At 65.6% G+C, this 16,406-nt stretch carries 14 protein-coding genes; 1 reads left to right on the top strand and 13 read right to left on the bottom strand.

What is annotated here, in order from left to right; translation table 11 throughout:
• Positions 1–56: 56 nt before the first annotated feature.
• The 10 genes from FHY18_RS00955 to FHY18_RS01000 form a co-directional block, all read right to left on the bottom strand.
• The gene (locus FHY18_RS00955; protein ID WP_259149435.1) at positions 57–977 is read right to left on the bottom strand and encodes a M14 family metallocarboxypeptidase; all 921 of its coding nucleotides are present in this window, start codon (positions 975–977) and stop codon (positions 57–59) included.
• A 275-nt stretch (positions 978–1,252) separates the two neighbouring features.
• Positions 1,253–1,555, bottom strand: coding sequence for a hypothetical protein (locus tag FHY18_RS00960; RefSeq protein ID WP_259149436.1), 303 nt, complete (start codon positions 1,553–1,555; stop codon positions 1,253–1,255).
• 198 nt (positions 1,556–1,753) lie between these two features.
• The gene (locus FHY18_RS00965) at positions 1,754–2,011 is read right to left on the bottom strand and encodes a KGG domain-containing protein (protein ID WP_005990975.1); all 258 of its coding nucleotides are present in this window, start codon (positions 2,009–2,011) and stop codon (positions 1,754–1,756) included.
• Between the two features lie 619 nt (positions 2,012–2,630).
• The gene (cobA, locus tag FHY18_RS00970) at positions 2,631–3,377 is read right to left on the bottom strand and encodes a uroporphyrinogen-III C-methyltransferase (protein WP_259152445.1); all 747 of its coding nucleotides are present in this window, start codon (positions 3,375–3,377) and stop codon (positions 2,631–2,633) included.
• Positions 3,378–3,442: 65 nt separating this feature from the next.
• Positions 3,443–6,241, bottom strand: coding sequence for a nitrate reductase (locus tag FHY18_RS00975; RefSeq protein WP_259149437.1), 2,799 nt, complete (start codon positions 6,239–6,241; stop codon positions 3,443–3,445).
• Positions 6,238–6,603, bottom strand: coding sequence for a nitrite reductase small subunit NirD (nirD, locus tag FHY18_RS00980; RefSeq protein WP_259149438.1), 366 nt, complete (start codon positions 6,601–6,603; stop codon positions 6,238–6,240). The genes FHY18_RS00975 and nirD overlap by 4 nt, the downstream gene beginning before the upstream one ends.
• Positions 6,600–9,017, bottom strand: coding sequence for a nitrite reductase large subunit NirB (nirB, locus tag FHY18_RS00985; protein WP_259152446.1), 2,418 nt, complete (start codon positions 9,015–9,017; stop codon positions 6,600–6,602). Before nirB ends, nirD begins: the two co-directional genes overlap by 4 nt.
• A 58-nt stretch (positions 9,018–9,075) precedes the next feature.
• Positions 9,076–10,245, bottom strand: a complete 1,170-nt coding sequence (locus FHY18_RS00990; RefSeq protein ID WP_259152447.1) for a nitrate/nitrite transporter — start codon at positions 10,243–10,245, stop codon at positions 9,076–9,078.
• An 895-nt stretch (positions 10,246–11,140) separates the two neighbouring features.
• The gene (locus tag FHY18_RS00995) at positions 11,141–12,211 is read right to left on the bottom strand and encodes a CmpA/NrtA family ABC transporter substrate-binding protein (protein ID WP_259149439.1); all 1,071 of its coding nucleotides are present in this window, start codon (positions 12,209–12,211) and stop codon (positions 11,141–11,143) included.
• Between the two features lie 4 nt (positions 12,212–12,215).
• Positions 12,216–12,788: an ANTAR domain-containing protein gene (locus FHY18_RS01000; RefSeq protein WP_259149440.1), complete on the bottom strand. Its 573-nt coding sequence runs from the start codon at positions 12,786–12,788 to the stop codon at positions 12,216–12,218.
• 83 nt (positions 12,789–12,871) lie between these two features.
• On the opposite strand from FHY18_RS01000, the gene FHY18_RS01005 reads away from it, so the two are divergent.
• A complete protein-coding gene (locus FHY18_RS01005; RefSeq protein ID WP_259149441.1) occupies positions 12,872–13,876 on the top strand; it encodes an NAD(P)-dependent oxidoreductase in 1,005 nt (334 codons plus the stop codon).
• Between the two features lie 263 nt (positions 13,877–14,139).
• Here the strand turns inward: FHY18_RS01005 and FHY18_RS01010 are convergent, their stop codons facing one another.
• Genes FHY18_RS01010 through FHY18_RS01020 form a run of 3 tightly spaced genes read right to left on the bottom strand, consistent with a single transcriptional unit; the run spans position 14,140 to position 16,343 of the window.
• Positions 14,140–14,502, bottom strand: a complete 363-nt coding sequence (locus FHY18_RS01010; protein WP_259149442.1) for a hypothetical protein — start codon at positions 14,500–14,502, stop codon at positions 14,140–14,142.
• Complete coding sequence (locus tag FHY18_RS01015) at positions 14,486–15,055, bottom strand: molybdenum cofactor guanylyltransferase (RefSeq protein WP_259149443.1); 570 nt, start codon at positions 15,053–15,055, stop codon at positions 14,486–14,488. Before FHY18_RS01015 ends, FHY18_RS01010 begins: the two co-directional genes overlap by 17 nt.
• A gap of 34 nt (positions 15,056–15,089) precedes the next feature.
• Entirely contained in the window at positions 15,090–16,343 is a 1,254-nt protein-coding gene (locus tag FHY18_RS01020) for a molybdopterin molybdotransferase MoeA (RefSeq protein WP_259149444.1), read from the bottom strand.
• Positions 16,344–16,406: the final 63 nt, after the last annotated feature.

The raw sequence follows: 16,406 nt of genomic DNA on the forward strand, positions 1-16,406 counted from the left end.
CACCAGGCGGCTCGAGCGCGTCGCGAGCACGCGCTCGAGCAGCAGCCTGCATCGTTTCACGCTTGTGAGAGCGCGTAATCCAGTGCCGCACAAATCGCCGCGACCTGCGCGGCATTGCACTGCTGCGGCGTTGCGCGCGGGCTGTCCGGATACACCTCGGTGGTGGTGCGATAGCGCGCATCGGTGATGCCGGCGCACAGGCCCAGGCGTCGTACCGGGTAATTGATCACGCCATGGCCGGTCACCGGCGCACCGATGATCTGCCCCTGCGCATCGGCCGGTGCGATATGGGTGACCCGCTCCACTGCCGCGATCACTGCATGTTGAAACGCCGCTTGCGGGTCTTGACTATCGCCCACCAGATAGAACCCGTCCGGAATGCTGCCAGGCACGAACGGCACGCCATCGCGCGCCGCCAACGCAGGACGGAACTCGCTTTCATCGCTGTCGGTGGTTTCGTGCAGGTCGATATGCACCAGCATGTTGCCCGCCGTTGCGGCGACCAGTTGCATCAGGGCCGCCGACTCTGCGGCTGGGCTGTTGGCACGAAATGAGCGGTTCGGATCGACCGCCTCGGCGTTCCAGCGCTGGATACGCTCATAGCCCCACGGATTGACGCACGGTGCAACCAGCAGGTTGATCCTGCCCGCATAATCGGCAGCACGTTGCTGCAAAAACAGCAGCGCGCCCTGCACGCCACTGGTTTCGTACCCATGCACGCCGCCGGTCACCAATGCGCACGGCAGCGTGCTGTCCCATACGGCACTGCGCAATGCCAGCAGCGGGTACTGCGCGGGGCCTGCTTCGATGGTGCCGTAGTGCACGCATTGGTAGCGCTCATCCACGGCCTCGATGAGCCGTACCACCTCCGATGCGTAACTGCGCTGCACTGCCTGGCGCGCGCGCCATGCACTGCGTTCGCCATCGCCCCACGGCTGGCCAGGCGTACCGATCGGGTAATCGAGATGCGTCGTCATGATCCAGTTGCGTTGCCAAAGAGCGTTCAAGGGTAAGCGCTTGCCGCCCAGAAGCAAAAAACCTTGCAGCGCGGGCATCCATGGGGCTGACCGTACCGCACCCGCGGTTTGCTGCTTGGCAAGGTGACAGGGTGGCGTCTCGAATCGGACAGCCTGCGATCCCCTCGGGCGGATGCGACGCCTACCAGTGCACCAGGGCGGCTCCCGCTGAAGAATCTGCTCGCAGGCGTGAGGTATCTCGACATTTACCCCCCGGCCGCGCTCGACAAAGCGGTCTACGTACCGATCTCCAGGTGATCGAACAGGCGGCTCGCCATCGCGCGTTCGACGATGGCCTTGGAGGCGGTCGCTTCACCCATGGCCTGGCCGCACGCGGCCATCCTGCCCCCGATGTCCTGGCTGTCGTCGATAGCAGGATGTTTCAGCGCCAGCGTTACCACATCGCAGGGTTTGCGAGGTCTGCAAATTCTGCCGACGCTGAAACGCCCAGCAGCGGAAGCCGGAAAATTTGCCCTGCAATCGATAGTGTTCGCAGCAAAAGCTGCAAAAATTTCCGAAGCGTTAGCAATGCGTTGCACATCAAGCAGTTAGGGCCGCGCTGATGAACAGGACGTGGTAATCGCCGTCACCGAGGTCATCCGGTTGCAATCGATTGTTTGTGCGGGCGCGTATCTGAGCGGCTTGCGCCTTAAAAAACAGCAGGCCCTGCGCTCTGCAGCGCAGGGCCTGCGCCCCCTGAATCACCGACGGCACGCAATCGCGCGCCGTGCCGTTGATTACGCGGATTCTTCCTGCGGCTTGGCCTGCTTGGATCGCCCACCCTTGCTGCCGATACGCGACATATGATCGCGGTCGCGGCTCACTGCCTGGCCGCCTTTCCGACCTGCTTCCCGTGCCTCGTCGCTAGTGAATTCGTGCGCGTTACCGCTGGCATGCGCAGCCTTGCCACCGCTGCTGGCCAGCACGCGACGCTTCTCCGGGTCCAATGCGGCGAAGCCGCGCCGGCTACGAGTACTGTTCTGTCCGTCTTCCACTGTGCCTCCTCTCGATGCATCGGGTACGTCATTCGGTGAGGAGCTCAACGCAACATTCGTGCCAACCCGCAAATACAGCAAAAATGGTGGCAAACGAGCACATGCAGGAAAAAACCGCTGCGCTCGCTGCGCAAATCTTGCACACCTTGCCTGGCAAAGAAGGGGTCCACGCATCGCGAAACGGTTAGCGCTACCAATGACGGCGCAGTTGCTGCCGACGGCTAGCCTGGCGCTCGGATGGCATGCACGCGTGCGTGTTGGGGAACGGCATCATCTGCGGGACGCACGTTGCGAAGCGACGCGCCCCGTACTGTGCCCTGCCCTATCGGATGGTGGACGCAGGCGCGAGATGGGCTGGCAGCGCGTAGCGCCCCTGCTGCAGGCGGAGCGTGCGCAGGATCGTCCTTAGAGCACCGTAGGTGCCGGCGTCATGCGCCCGCACGCGGCTGTGGCACGGATGCGATACGTCTCCGCACTGTGCCACTGATCGACCAGCGATCAAGCCCGCACACGTCCCGCATCGGGTCAAGCCTGTTGCAACACACTCGCTCGCGCCGTCACGCGCGTCTGATCAGCTCACGCCACGCCGCACGATCCCGGGCGGCATGACAAGGTACGCCTAACCCGCCGCCTGCTGCTGCACCGCACCGAAGCGGTCGTCGCAGGCCAGCGATGCTTCGGACAATGCATCGCCCACCAACAGCAAGGTGGGCAGACCTGGCAGCAGCGCTGCCGCAGTAGTCCCCAGCTCGCCCAGCGTGGTCAGCCTGCGCTGCTGCTCCGGCCGCGTGGCCGCCTGCACGATGGCGGCCGGCGTGCTGGCCGGAAGATGCAGTAGCAACGCCGTGGCCAACGCGTCTGCGCGGCGCAATCCCATGTAGATGCCCAGCGTTGTACCGCTGGCCGCCAGCGCAGCCCAGTTCGGCTCACCATGGTCGTGCGTGTGCGCGGTGACGAAGGTGATGCCGTGGCAGTGGCTGCGGTGGGTCAATGACACTTCCAGCGATGCTGCGGCAGCGAACGCAGCGCTCACGCCATTGACCACCTGCACGCCCACGCCGGCGCGGCGCAGGAAGTCGATCTCTTCGCCCGCGCGGCCGAACAACAACGCATCGCCGCCCTTGACCCGCACCACGCGCAACCCCTGCAACGCGTAACGCCGCATCAACCGGCAGATGAACTCCTGCGGCGTGGAACGGCAACCACCGCGTTTGCCGACGCGGATCACGCGCGCCTGCGGTGCCAGCTCGACGATGTCGGGGTTGGCCAGGTCGTCCAGCAGCAGCACCTGCGCCACTGATAGCGCCTTCACCGCCTTGATGGTGAGCAGTTCCAGATCGCCGGGGCCGGCAGACAACAACACCACATCACGCGCGCAGGATGGTCCGACTGACATGAGAGATCTCGCAATGTAGGGATGGGTGGGGTGCATCAGGCCAGCCGCGGTTGGCGACACAGCCGGGTCAGTTGCGGAACGCAGGAGCCGCAGACGGTGCCGCAGCCCAGGCGTTGCTTGAGCTGTGCGACGTCGGCACCGTCGTCGATGGCTGCGTGGATCGCGGCGGCCGAGACCTGCATGCAGGTGCACACGATCGGGTCGCTGGGCGCGGCGCGCGTCTGGGCGAACACCGCCAGCCGCGCCCCCGGCCAGGGCTTGCCGGCCAATGCCACCGTCAGCAGCGATTGATTGGCATCGCTGGGTTGTGCGGCGGTCAGGAGCAGGCCATCGATATGGCTGTGGCCGTCCTGCATGCGCCAACCGACGCGACGCATCAATCCACGTCGCAGGTCGCGGTACTCCAATACGTCGGCACCAGCGGGCAATTGCAGCGCGGCAACCAGGCGATCGATCCACGCGGCATCGGGCGCGCGCTCGCAGGCGGCGTGCAGTACCGCCCACTGCCCGGCGTTATCGGTCAATGGCTCGGCATGCAGGCGCAGGCTCGCATAGCCGCACTCGCGCAGCAGCGGTTGCAGTGACTGCTGCAAGGCCAGCGCATCGCCGCGCCGTGCCGCCAGCAGGTGCCAGCCAAACACCGCCTTGTCCACGCGCACGGCCGCGTGCTTGAGCTCGGGCTGGTGCGAGCGCGCATCCACCGCCGGCGTGCTGACTTCGTTGATGCCGCCGCTGGACAGCGTCTGTCCGCTCCAGTGCATCGCGGCAAAAACGGTGCCCGAGCGCAGTTCCTCCGACAGTTCCAACGGCAGCACCAGTCCACCGCGCTTGCTGGTGACCTGCACCAACTCGCCGGCCACCAGCCCGCGGCGCGCGGCATCGTCCGGGTGCATGCGCAACGAGGGTTCCGGGCTGTGCGCATAGGCCGCAGCCACGCGCCCGGTGCGCGACATGCCATGCCACTGGTCGCGCAGGCGACCGGTGAGCAGGCGCATCGGAAAGCGTGCCGAGGTGGCCTCGGCCACTTTGCGATACGGCGTTGCATGAAACCGCGCACGGCCATCGGCCGTGGCGAACACCCCATCGGTGTAGCGACGCGCCTGCCCTTGCGTGGCGCCTGCAGGGAACGGCCATTGCTGCGGGCCATTGTCCAACACCGCGTAATCCAGCCCTCCGATGTCCAGATCGCGCCCTATCGTCAACCCACGATGCTCGTCGAAGACCTGTGCTGTGCTGACGAACGCAAACAGGCCGGCGCCGGTAGCCGGTGCCAGCCGCGCCTCCAGTCGACGGGCGACTTCATTGGCAACCCACCAATCGGCACGCGCCTGCCCGGGCGCTTCCACCGCCTTGCGCACACGGGTGACGCGGCGTTCGGAATTGGTCACCGTGCCGTCCTTCTCGCCCCAGCTGGCCGCCGGCAGCAAGACGTCGGCATAGGGCACGGTGTCGGTGCCGGAGAAGGCATCCTGCACGATCACCAGTTCGGCCTGTTCCAGTGCTGCGCGAATACCCGCCACGTCCGGCATCGAGTGCACGGGGTTGGTGCAGACGATCCACACCGCCTTCAGGCTGCCGGCGCGCAGCCGCTCGAACAACTCCACCGCCGGCGCGCCGGGGTTGGGCGAGATGCGCCCCGCCGGCACGCCCCACAGCCGTTCCAGCTCGGCACGATGGTCCGCATTGCCGATCTCGCGGTGCGCCGCCAGCATCGTCGCCATGCCGCCCACCTCCCTCCCGCCCATCGCATTGGGTTGGCCGGTCAGCGAAAACGGCCCTGCGCCGGGCTTGCCGATCTGTCCGGTGGCCAGATGCAGATTGATCAACGCAAGATTCTTGTCGGTGCCGTGCGCCGACTGATTCAGGCCCATGCAATACAGCGACAGCGCTGCCGGGCTGCGCCCGAACCACTCGGCCGCCTGCACCAGGTCCTCGTGCGAGATTCCGCAGATCTCGGCGCTCATGCGCGGGGTGTACTCGCGCAGCATTCGCTTGAGGGCATCGAACTCCTGCGTGTTTGCCGCAACGAAGCGCGCATCCACCAGACCCTCCCAGATCAGGTGATGCAGCATGCCGTTGAACAGGGCGACGTCGGTACCGGGTTCGACTGCAAGGTGCAGGTCGGCCATGGCCGCGGTATCGGTGCGCCGCGGGTCGATCACGATCCAGCGAATGTCCGGGTTGCGTGCACGCGCGTCTTCCAGCCGGCGAAACAGCACCGGATGCGCGTATGCCATGTTGCTGCCGGCAAACAACACGGTGTGCGCCAGCTCCAGATCTTCATAGCAGGTCGGCGGGCCATCGGCGCCGAGCGCCAGCTTGTAACTGGTGACCGCGCTGGACATGCACAGGCGCGAATTGGTGTCGATGTTGTTGGTACCGATCAGCCCCTTGGCCAGCTTGTTGAAGACGTAATAGTCCTCGGTGAGCAGCTGCCCGGACAGATAGAACGCCACCGCATCCGGGCCATGTTCCTGGATGATGGCGGCCAGCTTGCTGCTGACATGCTGCAGCGCCTGATCCCAGCTCACCGGCGCACGCGACGCCTGCCGATGCCGGCGCAACTCCGGCGCAAGAACGCGCCCCTGCGTGCTTGCGACGGTCTGCGGCAACGCCAGACCCTTGCTGCACAGACGGCCGTAATTTGCAGGATGCAGCGGGTCGCCTTCGATGCCGACGATGCGTTCGCCATCGACATCGTGCGTGCTGTGAATCAGCACGCCGCAACCCACACCGCAATAACAGCAGGTCGAGCGCGTGATGCGATGCATCGGCCCTGCCGTCGGTGGCTGCGCCGCGTTGGCTGGCGACGGTGGCTGCAGGCCTTCGCTCATGTTGCCGGCTCGGTCACGGCATCGTCCTGCTCTACCGGCTGCAGGACGATCCACACCGCCTCGGCCTCCACCTTGATCGGATAGCGCGGCGCGCAGCCCACGTCGGGCGCGCAGGCCTGCCCGCTCTGCAAGCCGATCGCCCAGCCATGCAGGGGGCAGGTCACGGTGTCGCCAGCCACGATGCCCTGGGACAACGGCCCACCCTTGTGCGGGCAACGGTCGCGTAGCGCAAACAACTCATCGCTGGCAGTGCGAAAGATGGCGATCGCCGGCAGCCCATCGACCTCCAGCACGCGTGCGCCCAGCACCGGCAGGTCCTGCAGCGCGCACACGCGCACCCATGCGTGATTGGGCATGCTCATTCCTCCACCGTTGCCGCAGGCGCCGCGATACGCAGCGGTTGGTATTCCTGGCGACGCTCGCCAGCGATGCGTGCCTTCCATGGGTCGACCAGGCCTTCCAGCGAATACAGCAGGCGCTCGTACAGCGCACGTCGGTTGGCTGCGTCGTCCACCACCTGCGCACGGATGTAATCCAGGCCCACGCGGGCGATGTAGTGCACGGTGCGGTCCAGGTAATAGGCCTGCTCGCGATACAGCTGCAGGAACGCACCGGTGTACTCACGCACTTCCTCGGCAGTGCTCACCTTGACCAGAAAGCGCGCCACCTCGGTCTTGATGCCGCCGTTACCGCCCACATGCAGCTCCCACCCCGAGTCCACTGCGATGATGCCCACGTCCTTGATGCCGGATTCGGCGCAGTTACGCGGGCACCCGGACACCGCCAGCTTCACCTTGTGCGGGCTCCACATATTGGCCAGCATGGTTTCCAGATCGATGCCCATCTGCGTGCTGTTCTGGGTGCCGAAACGGCAGAACTCGCTGCCCACGCAAGTCTTCACCGTGCGGATCGACTTCCCGTAGGCGTGGCCCGACGGCATGCCCAGATCGCGCCATACATCCACCAGATCCTCTTTCCTGACCCCGAGCAGATCGATGCGCTGGCCGCCGGTCACCTTGACCATCGGTACCGCGTATTTGTCGGCGACATCGGCGATGCGGCGCAGTTCGCCGGCATTGGTCACCCCGCCCTTCATCTGCGGGATCACCGAGAAGGTGCCGTCCTTCTGGATGTTGGCGTGCGCACGCTCGTTGATGAAACGCGATTGCGGGTCGTCGATGGCCTCATGTGGCCAGGTCGACAACATGTAGTAGTTGATCGCCGGCCGGCAGGTGGCGCAGCCGTTGGGCGTACGCCATTCCATGAAGGCATAGGCCTGCGCATGGGTCAGCAGCTTATGCTCGCGGATGGCGCGCCGCACCTCGCCGTGACTCAGGTCGGTGCATGCGCAAACCGCCTTGGTTTTGGGAGTTTCCTGGAAGTTGGAGCCCAGGCAATTCATCAGGATCTGTTCGACCAGGCCGGTACACGACCCGCAGGAACTGGCGGCCTTGGTGTGCTTTTTCACCTCGTCCACGGTGAACAGACCTTGCTCGCTGATGGCTTTGACAATCGTGCCCTTGCACACGCCGTTGCAGCCGCAGACTTCGTCGCTGTCGGCCATCGCACTGGCGCGGTCCTGCCCGCCGGTGCCAGCGTCGCCCAGTGCGCTTTCGCCGAAGATCAGTTGATCGCGTTGCGCCTGGATCGGCGTGCCGTCCTTGAGCAGCTTGAAGTACCAGCCACCGTCGCTGGTGTCGCCGTACAGGCAGGCACCGACCAGCACGTCGTCGCGGATGACCAGCTTCTTGTAGATGCCGCCGGCCGGGTCTGACAACACGATCTCCTCGCAGCCATCGCCACCCATGAAATCGCCGGCCGAAAACAGGTCGATGCCAGTGACCTTGAGCTTGGTCGATGCCACCGAACCGCGATAGATGCCGATGCCGAACTGCGCCAGATGGTTCGCACACACCTTGGCCTGCTCGAACAACGGCGCCACCAGGCCGTAGGCGATACCACGATGGTTTGCGCACTCGCCCACCGCGTACACGCGCGGATCGAAGCTCTGCAGGCTGTCGTTGACCACGATGCCGCGTGAGCAATGGATGCCGGCTTCTTCGGCAAGGCGCGTATTCGGGCGGATGCCGGCGGCCATCACCACCAGATCGGCGGGGATCTCGCTGCCATCGGCAAACTTCACCCCGATCACCTCGCCCTGCGCGTTGCCCAGCAGTGCGCTGGTGGCGGTGTTCAAACGGAACTGCAGCCCGCGTGCGCGCAAGGCCTGTTGCAACAGATTGCCGGCCACCGGGTCGAGCTGGCGCTCCAGCAACCAACCGGCCAGATGCACCACGGTCACGTCCATGCCGCGTACCTTCAGGCCGTTGGCTGCTTCCAGGCCAAGCAGGCCGCCACCGATCACCACCGCGTGCTGCCTGGTGCGCGCGGTGTCGATCATGGTGCGGGTATCCTGGATATCGCGGTACCCGATCACGCCTTTCAATTCATTGCCGGGAATTGGCAACACGAACGGTACCGAGCCGGTGGCGATCAACAGCCGGTCGTACTCGGCTTCGGTACCATCGGCGGCAATCACGCGGCGACGCACCCGGTCGATGCGCGTGACTTCCTTGTTCAAGTGCAGATGGATGCCGTTGTCGCGGTACCACTGCAACGGGTTGAGCACGATGTCGTCGAACTCCTGCTCGCCGGCCAGCACCGGCGACAGCAGGATGCGGTTGTAGTTGGGATGCGGCTCGGCGCCGAACACGGTGATGTGGTACATGCCCGGCATCAGCTTGAGCAGTTCCTCCACGGTGCGGATGCCGGCCATGCCATTGCCGATGACGACGAGTCTGGGTTGCTTCATTGCCTGGATTCCTGTCGACATGTCAGACGCGCGCCGCGCCGGCGGCGGACCATTCGCTGCGCCACTGGGTCTTGACGCCCGCCAGCAGGCCCCAGCCGCCAAGCGCGAATGCAGCGAACAACCACATGCCCAACGCATAGCTGCCGGTGTGCTGCTTGAGTACGCCCAACCCGGCCGCAAGCGCGAAGCCACCGATGCCGCCGGCCATGCCGATCAAGCCGGTCATCACCCCGATATCCTGGCCGAAGCGCTGCGGCACCAGCTGGAACACCGCACCATTGCCGGCGCCCAGGCACAACAACGTCAACACGAACAACGCCAGCGTGATGGTGGCGCCGCCGGCACCGAACCCGGCAATGCCTACCAGCGTGGCCACCAGCAGATACACTGCCAGCAAGGCACGCGTGCCGCCTACACGGTCGGCAATCACGCCACCCAACGGGCGCATCACCGAGCCAGCCAGCACGCAGGCCGCCGTGGCCCAGCCCGCGGTACGCGCGTCGAAATCGAACTGGTCGTGGAAGTAGCCCGGCAACGCGCTGGCAAAGCCAGAAAAGCCGCCGAAGGTAATCGCGTAAAAGAACATGAAGCGCCACGCGTCGCGGTTACCCACCAGCACGCGGCCGTAGTCGGACCACTGCTTGCGTGCGACCGGTGTCGGTGCCTCCTTGGCGATCGACGCAAACACGATCAGCGTCAGCACCAACGGAATGCACGCCAGCCCGAACACGTTTTGATAGCCGAAAGCGGCGGCCAGCATCGGAGCGAACAACGCCGCCAGCACCGTGCCGGAATTGCCTGCACCGGCGATGCCCATCGCGGTGCCCTGATGCTCGGGTGGATACCAGCGCGACGCCAGCGGCAATGCCACCGCAAATGAAGCGCCGGCGATACCGAGCAGCACGCCCAGCAGCAGCGCCTGCCCCATGCTGTGCACGCCCAGTTGCCAGGCACCGAACAGCGCAGCGATCACTGCGAGCTGCGCGACCACGCCGGCGCGCTTGGCGCCGATGCGATCGGCAAACATGCCCAGCACCAGACGCAACACCGCCCCGCACAGGATCGGCACGGCCACCATCAAGGCGCGCTGCTGCGTGTCCAATCCCAGCGCTTGCGCAATCGGTACCTGCAACGGCCCGAGCAGATACCACACCATGAAGCTCAGATCGAAATACAGGAAGGATGCGAACAAGGTGGGCGTGTGCCCGGATCGCCAGAACGAGCGCTGCATAGAGACCTCTTCGAGTGCGATGGTCAAAAAAAAACGGCGCCCCTCCGGTAAACCGGAAGGACGCCGTTGTCCTGGATGCGTGCGGATCGCCGTTGATCCGCTGCATCGTGTTCGTGTTGTTGCAGGTACGCCGTTGTGCCCGCACGGAATCACTACGCAATCAGCGTGCCAACTTACTCACCTGAGCATCACAACCATACAAGTCATTGAAAAATAGCGTTTTGGATGCAGTGCGTCCGATTTCACGACAGCCTATCGACACGCCGGTGCAACTCACCATTCCCGTCTTTCGTGCAGCCTTGCACCAACAGCGTGCACCCTGTATCGCAGGCTCTGTCACTTGGCATGACTAACAGCACCCAACAAAGCTACCGCACGGCTGTGCTCGGAAGCCTCATCTAGGACGCGTGCATACCGATCAAATATCTAGGTCAAAAGCCGTGTTAGTCGGGCGCGCGGTGCCCTCGCCGCTTGCGGGACACGCCGTGAATCCGTCCGTGGAGGCTCGGTGGCGGCATCCAAGCCGCCACACGGTCCCGCAAGCGGCGAGGACACCGCACCAGGAAGTTTGCAGGCTGTTTTATTGAAAACTCTGCACACCGAGCATTTCGACAGGTCCTTGCCCGCCCACCGTCGCGGGACCTTGCGCGGCATGGATGCCGCGTAAGCGCCTACAGGGACGTACTTGCGGCGTGTCCTGCGATGGTGGGCGGGCAAGGACCCTGCGGCCGAGCCGCAGACCACATGCCTCGCGCCGTTGCCGTTGCCTTGGCTTCTGTCCGCAAGATCCAATGCATCCAATCTCATCCAACGCACCCCAGCCTGACTTGCCGCCTGATGCGCTCGGCACCCGGGCTCAGGGCGTATCGAACAACCGATTGCTGCGGTGGTCGCCCTCGGGGGAAACCACGCCCACGCGCGCGGCAGCGCGCCGATAGTTGTCCAGTCGATGGATGTCGCGCAGCCGCGCGATGTCGTCTTCCTGGATGTCATGCCAACCCCAGCGCTGGAACTGGGTCAGGAACCACTCGCCGTCCGACAGCCACGGCATGTTGACCGCGCCATCGCCATGGAAGGCCAGCGCTGTCACATCCTTCGCATGTGCCTCGACTTCGACATCGGCATCCAGGCAAGCGGCCAGATACGCGGCCGATACCCCGATATGCTGTGGCTCGGCCAGCCACTGCGCACATTGCGCGCGATTTGCCGGGTCCGCATCCAACCAGCGGCAGGCATCCAGTACGCAGGCGGTCAGGCGTTCGGTCAACTCGGGTTGCAGCGCGGCGAATTCGCGCCGGCAGGCCAGCACCTTTTCCGGATGGCCAGCCCACAGCTCGCCACTGCGGATTACCCGGCGACCGCTGCCCTGCGCCTGCGCAACCGCAGCCCACGGCTCGCCGGAGCAATAGCCGTCGACCAGGCCGCTGGCCAGGGCGTCCGGCATCTGCGGCGGCGGGATGCTGAGCACCTCCACGTCGCGCATCGGATCCACGCCGCGCGCGGACAGCCAGTAATAGAGCCACAGCGCATGCGTGCCGGTGGGGAAGGTCTGCGCAAACACGGCGCGGCGGCCCAGGCTGGCCAGCGCCTGCGGCAAGCTCTGCCCCTCTTCCAGGGCCTGCGCAAGCGCAGGCGCCAGCGTGATCGCCTGGCCGTTGTGATTGAGCGTCATCAACAGCGCCATCGCGCATTGCGGCCCGGCAATGCCCAGATCGATGGCATACACCAGGCTGGCCAGCGCATGTGCCGCATCGACCTCGCCCGCCAGCAGACGGTCACGCACGCCGGCCCAGGAGGCCTGCCGTTGCAGGTCCAGTTGCAGGCCGTGCTTACGATCCAGGCCCAGCCGCTGTGCGGCAATCAGCGGCGCGCAATCGATCAGCGGCATGTAGGCCACGCGCAATACGGGAAGTTCGGCTTGGCTCATCTGTTCATCCCAACAACTCGGCCATGGCCACGATGCGTCGCGCCACTTCGGCCAGCTTGACACCCTGCTTCATCGCCTGCTGGCGTAGCGCGGCGTACGCCTCAGCCTCGCTGAGGCCACGTTTTTGCATCAGCAGACCCTTGGCGCGGTCGATCTGCTTGCGGTCCTGCAAGGCCTGCTGCACATCGTCCAGGCGCTTGCGCATGCTGCTCTCGTGCGCAAACCGGGCCAGCGCCACCTGCACGATCGGCGCCAGCCGCGCCGGTGCCAGGCCGTCCACCACGTACGCGGTAACGCCAGCCCCCACCGCAGCATGGATCAAGGCATCGTCGCCATCGCCGGAAAACATCACCACCGGGCGGGGCGCATGGGTATGCAGCATCGATAACTGCTCCAGCGTATCGCGCGAAGGCGAATCCACGTCGATCACCACCACGTCCGGCTGCTGGCTTTGCACCGCATGCAGCAACGCACTCACCGATGCCACATCGTCGAGCACCGTGTAACCGGCAAGCGTCAATGCCTGGCGCAGTTCGCCAATGGGCTTTTCGGTATCGTTGACCAGCAAAACACGCATTGGCGGCGGCGGGGCGTGTGGACGTGGGCCGATGGTGCCATGCAACATGCCGTCGGTGCGAGTCATCTTTCGGAGTGAGCCTGATGCCGTTGTTCCCGTTGTTCGCAAACCTGCAGGGGCGCGCCGTGTTGGTGATCGGCGGTGGCGAGGTTGCCACGCGCAAGGTGCTCGCGCTGCTCAAGGCGGGCGCGCAGATTCGCCTGTATGCGCACGCGCTCTCGCCCGAGCTTGCGGAACTGATGCACGCCGGGCGCTTCGAGCAGCTGGGCGGGGAGTTCGATCCGGCCTGGATCGACACGGTCTGGCTGGTGGTGGCAGCCACCGACGACACCGATTTGAACCAACGCGTTGCGGCAGCGGCGGGCGCGCGTCAGCGGCTGGTCAACGTGGTGGACGATGCCGAGCTGTCGACGTATCAGGTGCCGGCGATCGTGGATCGCGACCCGCTGGTCATCGCCATTTCGTCGGCCGGTGCGGCGCCGATGCTGGCGCGCCGCCTGCGCGAGCGGCTCGAGCGCGAGCTGGATGCGTCGGTCGGCCGCTTCGCCGGTCTGTTCGCGCGCCACCGCGAACGGATCCGCAGCCAGTTCCCCGATATGAACCGGCGCAGGCGCTGGTTCGATCGCGTGATCGATGGGCAGGTGCCATTGCTGCTGCAAGCCGGCGACGATGCCGCAGCCGAAGCGGCCTTCAATGCAGCACTGGACGATGCCGGCACCGTGCCGGCGCGCGGCAGCGTGCAACTGGTCGGTACCGGGCCCGGCGATCCGGGCCTGCTGACCCTGAAGGCGTTGCGTGCGATGAACCTGGCCGATGTGCTGCTCGTTGACGCCGAGGTCCCGGAGGCGATCCTGGAACTGGCACGCCGCGACGCCTCACGGCGCGCATTGCCGCCCGAGCCGCAGGCACAACAGGCGCTGCTGCTGGAACTGGCGCGCGAAGGCTTGCACGTGGTCGCGCTGCGCAGTGGTACCGGCTACTGCGCTGGGGCAATAGCCCCGATCGAAGCCGCACTGCAGGCACACGGATTGGCCTGCGAGCGCGTGCCAGGGATTTGCACCGAACGCTGCAACCAGGTCACGCCGTGACTAAAAACGGCTGACAGAAACGACCACGCAGCCACCAGGCGGTCACGGTGGGTGCTAGGAGTGCGCATGCATGACACATGCACTCGCTGCCTGAGGGTCACCTACCCTCGCCCGACGATTGCGCACTACGTCTCTTGACGCCCTGACGCGCAAACGCACTGCGACCGTATTGGCACTGCACAGATCGCATGATGGGCCTCATGCCTTCCATCGCTGTGCAGCCAGTCATGCGCATTCGGCGGGTGCGCGTCCAACAGCTCGGCTCACTCCTTCGGGAACCGCTTGCGCGCACTGTCGCGCACATCGATATCGAAGGTCACGTGCAACGCCATCTGTTCTGCATGCCCGGCGCCCGCATCGAAGCTGAAGCGCAACCCGTCGCGGCTCGGGAGCTGGCGGGCATGTTCTTCCAGCGCGTCGCGCGGCACCAGCAATTGCCAATGGTCGGTGGCGCAATTGCACGCAGCGTGACCGCCGGTCAGGCTTACGCTATGCCGCACCAGTCGCGCGCCCTGCCCGCTTGGCAGGCGGCTGAGATTGTCGACGCTGTGCCCGGCCAGCAAAGCGGCCAGTTCGGCCTCGTCGATACGGAACCGCACCTGCTGGCCTTCAATCTGGATTTTCATGGATGAGCTGACTCCACTGCTCGGGCGTATTGCAATTGACGAACGCGGCGCGTTCGCTATCGGTGACAGCGATGCGATGGCACTGCAGTGAACGCTGCAAGGCGCGCAGCGAGCGTGACGATGCCTGGCCTACCATCAACGTCGATAAGGCCTCACGCACGGTCGCGTCGATGCACAGACGCATCGGCAACATCTGTTCGTCGAAGGCGACACAGCGCTGCTGTGCGGGCGCCAGCAACCGCGCTATCAACTGGTTAGACAGCAGCGGCATATCCACCGGCACCACCACCAGCGTGGTCAGATCGGCAACCTGGCCGACCACGCTGACCAGCCCGCCGAGCGGGCCCAGATCCGGCTGCGTGTCGGCGATGCCGTCATAGCCCGGGCGCTGGCCACTGAGCAAGACGTCCTGCGCGCCCGCATCGCGCAGCACCGCCTGCATGTGCGCAATCAATGGCCGCCCGCGCCAAAGCAGCATGGCCTTGTCCTGCCCCATGCGCGACGAGCGCCCGCCGGCCAGCACCACGCCGGTCCACGGAGATGCCGCGCTCATGCAGCGCACACGCCGGTGTGGTGCGCGTACCGGCTCATGCGATCAACACCGGAGCTGCCGGTTGCAGGTGGCCCAACCCGAACACCTCTGCCGTCATGCATGGCGCAGCTGCGTCCTGCTGCGGCTCCAGCACCGCCCACACATTGGCCTGCAGTAACGGCGCTACCCGGAACGATTCCTGCTGCGGCAGGATCTGCACGCATAGCGCGCCCAGTGCGTTGCAATACAGGCGCGCACGCAGATGTTGGCGCCAGATCGGCCGTGCCTGCATCGGCGTCTCCAGGGCCACGCGCAGGCCGCGCTCGGCCGGCATCCCCAATAACCCGCGCAAGGCAGGTTCGACAAAAAACCGCAGCCCAGCCGCGCTTGCCATGGGATTGCCCGGCAGGCCCACATACAACACGCCGTCGGCAAACCGCGCCAGCAGCACCGGCTTGCCCGGTCGTACGGCGACCTTGTGAAACAGCAGGCGCGCTGCGTGCCGCGCCAGTGCATCGGGTACAAAGTCATAGCGCCCGCGCGACACCGCACCCGTACTCAAGATCACATCGGCGCCAGCCGCACGCGCCTGTGCGAGTGCGGCATCGAACCCTGCATCGTCGTCGCCCACCTGGCCTTGCCACACCAACACCGCGCCTGCCGCCTGCACCTGGCTGCGCAGATAGCTGCTGGTGCCATCACGGATCTGGCCGGGCTGCAGCGGCTGCGCAGGGTCGCTGATCAACTCGCGGCCCGTCGCGATCAGCGCAACCCGCGGCCGCCGCACCACCTGGACCTGCGCGCAGCCCAAGCCGGCCAGCACCATCAAATGCGCACCACGCAACACCGTCCCCACCTCGATCACCACATCCTGCAGGCGCACGTCTTCCCCGCGGCGGCGGATGTGCTGCCCCGCACGTACATCGGCACGCATGCGGATACGGCTAGGTCGTACGTTGTGATGCGCAAGCACATCCACCTGCTCGATCGGCACCACCGCATCGGCGCCCGCAGGTACCCCGGCGCCGGTCATGATCTCCCATGCCGCGCCCAGCTCGGCTGCTGCCGCATCCGTCCCTGCTGCGATGGTGCCAACCACCGCATGCTCGCTGCCTGCTGCCACACCCAAGCCATGTGTGGCGATGGCAAACCCATCCATGGCGCTGTTATCGAACGGCGGCAGCTCGGCCGGGCTCGACAACGCCTGCGCAAGCACACGGCCTTCGGCTTGAGCGCTATCAACCCATTCGCTGGCCAGCGTGGCGACCTGCTGGTGCACGATGGCAAGTGCTTCGGCGTAGCTGATCATGAGCAATGCACTGCCGACCGATGAATGACCTGGCTAGGATACCGGCCTGCAGCGCAGCCGGTA

This window comes from Xanthomonas sp. 3793, from assembly GCF_024806835.1.
GTDB lineage: Bacteria > Pseudomonadota > Gammaproteobacteria > Xanthomonadales > Xanthomonadaceae > Xanthomonas > Xanthomonas arboricola_F.